The organism is Piscicoccus intestinalis NBRC 104926 (genome assembly GCF_001515525.1).
GTDB lineage: Bacteria > Actinomycetota > Actinomycetes > Actinomycetales > Dermatophilaceae > Kineosphaera > Kineosphaera intestinalis.
Map to the genome: position 1 here is coordinate 1 of NZ_BCNQ01000282.1, position 1726 is coordinate 1726.

The following is a 1726-nucleotide window of genomic DNA, read 5'->3' on the forward strand; positions in this document are numbered from 1 at the left end:
GTCGACGCCGCGCCGGTCGGCCGTCGACCCGCCGCGGCGCGCGAGCACGACGACCAGCCCCACGACGAGCAGCGCCGCCAGCACCAATCCGGCCCAGACCCAGCCCATGACCATCCCTCCGATCGCGAGCGACGCGGCTGCGTCGACATCTGCTCATTGTCCGCGGATCCCGCACGGCGGGCCATTTTTCGCAGGTGTCTGAATCCGCGACAAGCTCGCGACATCGCACCCGGCGATTAGCGCAAGACCGTGACCGGTCGACGATCGATGTCTCATCCGCCCACGTGTTATGGAAATGTGGCCCTGTGAGCAACAGGGTGAAGGCAGCCGATGTGGCACGCCTGGCGGGCGTGTCTCGCACCGCTGTGTCCTTTGTGCTCAACGGTCGCGCGGAGGGGAACATCGCGCCGGCCACCGCAGAGCGTGTCCGGGCCGCCGCCGAGGAGTTGGGGTATACGCCCGACCGGGTGGCCCAGAGCCTGCGGCTGCAGCGCACCCACGTCGTCGGTCTCGTCACCGACTCCATCGCGTCGTCACCGTTCGCCGGCCGGATCCTCTCCGGGGCCGTCGACCGCGCCGCCGACTCCGGCTATGTGCTCGTGCTCTTCGACAGCCAGGGCCGCCAGGAGCGCGAACAGGAGGCGGTCGAGGAGTTCTCGCGGCGCCGCGTCGACGGGCTCGTCTACGCGGCGATGGCGGTCCGAGAGGTCACCTCGCTCCCCGCGACGCAACTGCCCCTCGTGCTCGCGAACTGTTTCGACACCTCCGGAGCGCACACCAGCGTGGTGCCCGACAACGTCACCGCCGGAGGCGAGGCGGCCCGGCACCTGCTCGGTCTGGGGCACCGCCGCATCGTCATGCTCGGCGGTCCCGGTGACGTCGCGGGCGTCCAGCGCAGCGAGGGTTACCGCGCCGCGATCCGGGAGGCGGGGCTGGCCGCCACCGACTGCCCGGTCATCGGCTTGGGAAAGATGTGGTCGATCGACGTCGGCTACTCGGGGGCGGTCCGCGCGTTGACCGACTCCCGGGGGCGGGTGAAGTCGCCGGCCCGTCGACCCACCGCGATCTTCGCCGTCAACGACCGCGTCGCCACCGGCGCCCTGCTCGCCCTCGCGCAGCTCGGGCTGTCGGTTCCCGGCGACGTGTCGGTGCTCGGCTTCGACGACCAGGAGCAGCTCGCGGCGCACGTCGTGCCGGCGCTGACGACCTTCGCCCTGCCGCACCGGCAGATGGGCGAGGTGGCCGTCGACCGTCTGCTCGGGCACCCCGGACGGCAGCGCGAGCCCGCGCGCGAGACCACCGTGCGGCTGGCCTGCCCGCTCATCGAACGCGATTCCACCGCACCGGTGCCCACCTGAGCCGGGTCGCAGGCGCGACCGTCCGTCGAGACCGGACTCCGGCGACCCAGGCGCCCCTGGGCGAACTCGACTCGGGCGACTCCGGTGTTCCGGCGCGCGGGCGCGGGTTGTTCGACGGCACGACGCCGGGTACACACTGAGCTGTGACCTCATCCTCGCGTGAGCTGCGCGACGAGCCCGCGCCCGGCCCCCAGAACGGCCCACAGCCCGGCGCCCAGCGCGGCGACCAGGGCGGCGGACGACCCGACACCGACACCGGCTCCGGATCTGGATCTGCGCCGGGTTCTGGGCCCGGGCACGAGCACGCGGCCGCGAGCAGCGCCGAACACGCGGGCGCAAGCGGCGCCGAACACGCGGGCGCGAGCGCC

At 72.9% G+C, this 1726-nt stretch carries 1 protein-coding gene and 1 pseudogene; both read left to right on the forward strand.

Annotated elements, in window-relative coordinates:
* Positions 1 to 332 precede the first annotated feature (332 nt).
* Positions 333 to 1358, forward strand: coding sequence for a LacI family DNA-binding transcriptional regulator (locus PINTE_RS21215; protein WP_281178989.1), 1026 nt, complete (start codon positions 333 to 335; stop codon positions 1356 to 1358).
* 143 nt (positions 1359 to 1501) lie between these two features.
* Positions 1502 to 1726 (forward strand): annotated as a pseudogene (locus tag PINTE_RS24085) (hypothetical protein); the annotation flags it as partial.